General features: G+C 63.6%; 5 protein-coding genes and 1 pseudogene. All 6 read right to left on the bottom strand.

What is annotated here, in order from left to right:
- A partial coding sequence (locus LJ656_RS34205) for a DUF2827 family protein (protein WP_230513853.1) occupies window positions 1-101 on the bottom strand: 101 nt, incomplete at its 3' end.
- Window positions 102-121: 20 nt separating this feature from the next.
- Complete coding sequence (locus LJ656_RS34200) at window positions 122-634, bottom strand: hypothetical protein (RefSeq protein WP_230513851.1); 513 nt, start codon at window positions 632-634, stop codon at window positions 122-124.
- Between the two features lie 106 nt (window positions 635-740).
- Entirely contained in the window at window positions 741-1,895 is a 1,155-nt protein-coding gene (locus tag LJ656_RS34195) for a DUF2827 domain-containing protein (protein ID WP_230513850.1), read from the bottom strand.
- Window positions 1,892-3,049 (bottom strand): DUF2827 domain-containing protein, encoded by a 1,158-nt coding sequence (locus LJ656_RS34190; protein ID WP_230513849.1) that lies wholly within the window; start codon window positions 3,047-3,049, stop codon window positions 1,892-1,894. The genes LJ656_RS34195 and LJ656_RS34190 overlap by 4 nt, the downstream gene beginning before the upstream one ends.
- A 106-nt stretch (window positions 3,050-3,155) precedes the next feature.
- Window positions 3,156-4,067, bottom strand: a complete 912-nt coding sequence (locus LJ656_RS35245; protein ID WP_425606074.1) for a YadA family autotransporter adhesin — start codon at window positions 4,065-4,067, stop codon at window positions 3,156-3,158.
- A 78-nt stretch (window positions 4,068-4,145) separates the two neighbouring features.
- A pseudogene (locus tag LJ656_RS35240) lies at window positions 4,146-5,255 on the bottom strand (hemagglutinin); the annotation flags it as partial.

The following is a 5,255-nucleotide window of genomic DNA, read 5'->3' as shown; positions in this document are numbered from 1 at the left end:
GCGTCCGCGAGAAACGCGGCGTTCTGCTTGATGCCGTTATTCCACAGCGTTTCGTTCGGCTGATGCAGGCCGATCGTGATGCCGATGCGCAAACGGTTCATGGTCTGAGTTTTCCTGTTTCTTACTGCGGAGCTTTACGGAACATCACGAAGCGGCGGATCATCAGACAGCCCGGCTTCGAGTCGATCAGCGACACCGACGAGCCAGGCGTTTTGCCGTCCGTATAGACCATCATATGCGACAGCAGCTTCGTGCCCTGGTAGCCGGGCAACTGCTTGCGGGCTACCGTCGCGCAATCGGCCGGCTCGACCGAAATGCGTTCGGCCGATACCGAACACGAACCGTCCGCCTCCGGCACGCCGGTCAGCGACATCGCCGCATTGGCGTTGGCCGCTTCGAGCCCGATCAGCGAAAAAATCGCGCTATTGCCGCCGCGCGCGCGATCCCAGTCAAATAGCACGTCGTTGCCGGTCGTGCCTTTGATCGCGAGCGCGGACAATTCGCTCAGCGCCGGCAGGCATTGCCGCGCGCCGATCGCGCTCGCCGCCTGCACCACCGAATTGCGCGGCCCCTGCTCGGCCTGCGGCACCAGCACGCTCTGCGCGAAGGCGAACTGCAGCGATGCTAGCAACATGCCGGCGGCGAGCATTCTGGATCCGGTCGTAGCAGCTGAATGGAATAAGGTCATGGCTGATCGGATGGCCTGTGTCGATAAAAGTCGATCGATGCGCGCGCTGGCGTTAGCGGCTCTCGAAAAGCCGGGCGATCGCCTCGGTATAGGTGGCGACGTTGGCATCGCTTTGCGGATCGAGCCTGGCGAGAAAAGCGTTCGCGGTATGCCGGTACGCATCCAGACCGACATCGTGCTTCGCATACGCGAGCTGCAACGCCCGAGCGCCGTCCTCGCAGTCGAAACCGTGATAGCGATATCCGCAGTCGCCGATCAGATGCGAATTGTGGACGAGCGGATAGCCGCCGTACAGCGCTTCGTAGTACACGTAGTTCTGCGCGTTTTCCCATTGATGGCTGACGACCACATCGACGTCCGTCGCGACCACCTGACAAAACGGAAAGCGCCCTTCGAACGACGCGAGCCCGTGCTGCACGATATCGAGGCTGCGCGCAAAGCCGTTGAAGCTCACGTGCTCCTTCAGATGAAACGTGTTGTACGCGAACACGTGTTCCAGCATGTCCGGGTTGTCGCGATGCGCGGCCTCGCAGGCGAGGAGCGGCACGTAGCTCGTCTTCACCATGCAGATGTTCGGCTCGAAGATGCCCGCGCGCCAGCGCTTGCGGCCCGGCCGGTAACCGAAGCGCTTGCCGTCGGGCAGCCTCGCCGCCTCGCGCTCCAGCACCAGCGGACTCCACAGATGCGGCATCAGCCGCACCGGGCAGCGGAACACGCTTTCGAAGTACGGCAGGCAGGTCACCTCGTATTCGGGCAAGGTCCAGATTTCATGGTAAGGCGCGCCGGTAATCAGCAGTCCGTGCGATTTGTCGAACACCATCCGTTCGATGTCGATTACGTAGTCGTTGCCGACGCGCATCGATACGATCTTGCCGCCGCGCTCGCGAAACGCGACGACCCATTCGCGCGCCAGCTGCGCGCTCATTTCGATCATCACGTCGAGCGTGTTCGCCGCTTCGTTCATGTCGATCAGCGGCACCGGCGAATCGGCGAGGAAATTCTTCGCGTCGGCGGGTTTGCCGTCGCCGCCGCCAGCCACCAGGTACGTTGCTTCGACGAGCGGCGAGCGCATCAGCAGCATCACCAGAAAAATACAGTTTTGATAGATGCCGTTTTCCCACAGCGACTGCTCGCCTTTGCGCACATAAATCGATACGCCGACTCGCAGCTTGCGGGCGCCGGCCAATGAGCTGGGTACTGAATTCATGAATGGCCCGGGCGGTTGGCGGTGAAAGTCGTATCGCGGCACAGATGCAGGAGCCGCGCCGCATGCGCATCGAGGTTGGCCTGACTGAACGGATTCACCGCGTCGAACACGCGTTTGGAGCGCGCGCGATAGTCGTCGAGCCGCGCCGCGTGCTGTGCGCGCGCGCGGCGCAGTTGCGCGGCGCCCGCGCGCACTTCGAAGGCCGGGTAATAGTAGCCGGCGTCTTTCAGCCACGGGGAGTTGTGGATCAGCGGATAGTCGCCGTACAGCGCGTCGAGATAGCTGTAGTTCTGGTCGTTCTGCCACTGGTGCGACACGACCGCATCCGCATGCTGCACCATGAAACCGACGATATCGTGCCGCCCCTGAAACAGCGCCTTGTGCTCGCGCACGAGGTTCAGCGAGTTCGCGAAGTACAGCATGGTCGGATGGTCTTTCAGATGCAGCGTATTGAGCACGTTCATCTTGCTCACCGAATCCGGATCGGCGCGATAGGCCTCCTCGCAGATCAGCATCGGCACGCTGGAGGTCTTCACGACCGAGATATTCGGCTCGAAGATCGCAACGCGCAGACCGCGCGATGCATCCGCGGCCGCCTCGCTATTCTGGAAACCATAGTGCAGCCCGGTGATTTGCGCGACTTCCCCGATGCGTCGCTCGATGAATTGCGGATGCCAGATGAACGGCACTTCATGCACGTCGCAGCGATGCAGCACCCGCAGCATCGGCGCGAATGCCGCGTCTTTCGGCAGCAGCCAGATTTCGTCGCAGCGATCCGGACGCGACGCATGGGCCGGCTTATTGAACACGGCCGATTCGACGAGGCCGACGAACGGTTGCCCGCAGCAATAGAACACGACTTTCTTGCCGCGTTTGCGCATCAGGTCCAGCCATTGAACGTTCAGCGCGCCGCCCATTTCGATGATCACGTCGACTTCGTCGGTCGCCTCGGCGGTCGTCATGATGCGCAGCGCCTTGGCGTCGGTGTCGACCTGCGGCGGCATCGCGCGCTGATCGCCGACATCGATCAGGACAACGGATTGCACGAACGGCAGGCGTTGAAACACCTCGGCGAGAAAGATGACGTTCTGCCCCAGACCGTTCTGCCAGATGTTCTGGCCGGAATGCGTGACGACGGAGATCCCGATGCGCATGTTCAGTTCTTGAGTTGTAAAGACAGGCTCCCGCGTCGCTGCGGGAGCCTGTCTTTTTCGCACGGCGCGGCGCAAACCGTAGCGCGTCTGCCCCGCCGCGACCGCCTTACCAGGAGTAACCGACGCCGGCGTTGATCAGCAGACGGCTACCGTTCGTCGCGCTCACGCCCATCTTGACGATGGTGTTTTCGGTGACGCGGGCGCTGGCGCCGATCGCCAGCGCGGTATAGCCACCGTAGTTGCCGATGCCGGCGCCGAGCTGGAACGTCTTGCCCTGCTCCACCTGCGGCAGCCCCGCCAACGCACCGGCCATCGCGATGCCCGAATAGGCGTTGCGGGCCACGTTGTCGATATTCTGCTGCATGCCCTGCAACTGCGCAACGTTTGCCGCGTCGGTCGGATTCACGCCCGGCGCTACGTTGCTGATGGTCCGCTCGTTACCGACCGAGCCCACCGACACCGTGTTGGCCGAACTGGCCACCGAACCCGCGCCGATCGCGACCGAGTTCGTCGCCGACACCACCGCGTTCGCGCCGATCGCGGTCGCGTTGTTCGCACTTGCTTGGGCTCCGCTGCCGAGCGCCACCGTGTTGGTGCCGCTCGCCTGCGCGTTACCGCCGATCGATACCGATTCGGTACCCGAAGCAACTGCCGCGTTGCCGGTCGAGTTCACCGCGACGTACTTCAAGTCGGTGCCGCCCGTCATTTGCACCGGGGTCAGCTGCGTGACCATTGCGCCGAACTGGCTCTGCAGTTGGTACAGCTGGCTGCCGTTGATCGCGTCGGTGCTGGTCGCGCTGACCGTGCCGGCGGCGACGTTGGTCAACGTGACGGCCGAGGTCGCGCCAGTGCCGCCGAGTGTGACGCTGGTGTGGGCTGCGTTGTCGTACAGCACTGCGTTCGATGTCACCGCGGCGACCGCCTGCAACTGGCTCACGTTGACCGCGTCGGTCGGATTCGTGCCGGCCGCGACGCCGGCCAACCGCCGGGCGCCGTCGGTGCCGGTGAAGTCGACCACCGTGCCGCCGGTACTCGCCCCGACCGTGATCGCGCCGTTGCCCGGCGCGCCGCCGACCTGCTGAACCAGACCGACGGTGCCGTTGGCGAGGCCGGTCGACAGCGCGCTGACGTTGCTGTTGGTCGTCGTCAGACCGGTCGACAGCGACGCGACGTTGCTGTCGGTGGTGGCCAGACTCGTCGACAGCGAGCCCAAGCCGGTCGAGGTCGACGTCGACAGCGAATTCAACGTGCTGTTGGTCGTTACGAGGCCGGTCGACAGCGAGCTGATGCTCGACACCGTGGTCGTCGACAACGAAGTCAGCTGTCCGAAGTTCACAGCATCGGTCGGATGGACGCCCGCCGCAACGTTGGTCAGCGTGACCGGCGCGGTGGCGCCGGCGCCGCCGAGCGTGACGCTGGTGTGCTGCGGGTTGTCATACTGCACCGAATTGGCGACGCCGGTCGACAGCGAAGCAATGTTGCTGAACGTTGTGCTCAGGCCGGTCGACAGCGAACTCATGCCGGTCGAGGTCGAGGTCGACAGGCTGTCCATTGTGCTGGTGGCAGTGCTCAGACTAGTCGACAGGGAGCTGACGCCGGTGGACAGCGAGCTGACTGTGGTCGAGGTTGACGTCGACAGCGAAGTCAGGCTCGTTGACGTTGAGCTCGAGAGGCTGTCGATCGTGCTGTTGGTCGTGCTCAGGCCGGTGGACAGCGAGCTCACGCCCGTCGACAGCGAGCTGGCCGTCGTCGAGGTCGACGTTGACAGCGAGCTCAGGCCCGTGGAAGTCGACGTCGAGAGGCTATCCACCGTACTGTTCGTCGTGCTCAGGCCGGTCGACAGCGAGCTCAGGCCGGTCGACGTGGAGGTCGAAAGGCTATTCACAGTGCTGTTGGTCGTGCTCAAACCAGTCGACAGCGAGCTCACGCCCGTCGACAACGAGCTGGCCGTCGTCGAGGTCGAGCTCGACAGAGAGCTCAGTCCCGTCGAGGTCGACGTCGAGAGGCTATTTACCGTGCTGTTTGTCGTGCTGAGGCCGGTGGACAGCGAGCTGACTCCCGTCGACAGCGAACTGGCTGTTGTCGAGGTCGACGTTGACAGCGAGCTCAGGCCCGTGGAAGTCGACGTCGAGAGGCTATCCACCGTACTGTTCGTCGTGCTCAGGCCGGTCGACAGCGAGCTCAGGCCGGTCGACGTGGAGGTCGA

Origin of the sequence: Paraburkholderia sejongensis, from assembly GCF_020880815.1 — a bacterium.
GTDB classification, from domain to species: domain Bacteria; phylum Pseudomonadota; class Gammaproteobacteria; order Burkholderiales; family Burkholderiaceae; genus Paraburkholderia; species Paraburkholderia sejongensis.
Note: the sequence above shows the minus strand (reverse complement) of the source record. Positions and strands in the feature narration are given on the sequence as shown.

Coding starts and splice junctions, on each gene's coding strand:
- LJ656_RS34200 (WP_230513851.1), bottom strand. CDS start 634: ATGTTGCTAGCATCGCTGCAGTTCGCCTTCGCGCAGAGCGTGCTGGTG.
- LJ656_RS34195 (WP_230513850.1), bottom strand. CDS start 1,895: ATGAATTCAGTACCCAGCTCATTGGCCGGCGCCCGCAAGCTGCGAGTC.
- LJ656_RS34190 (WP_230513849.1), bottom strand. CDS start 3,049: ATGCGCATCGGGATCTCCGTCGTCACGCATTCCGGCCAGAACATCTGG.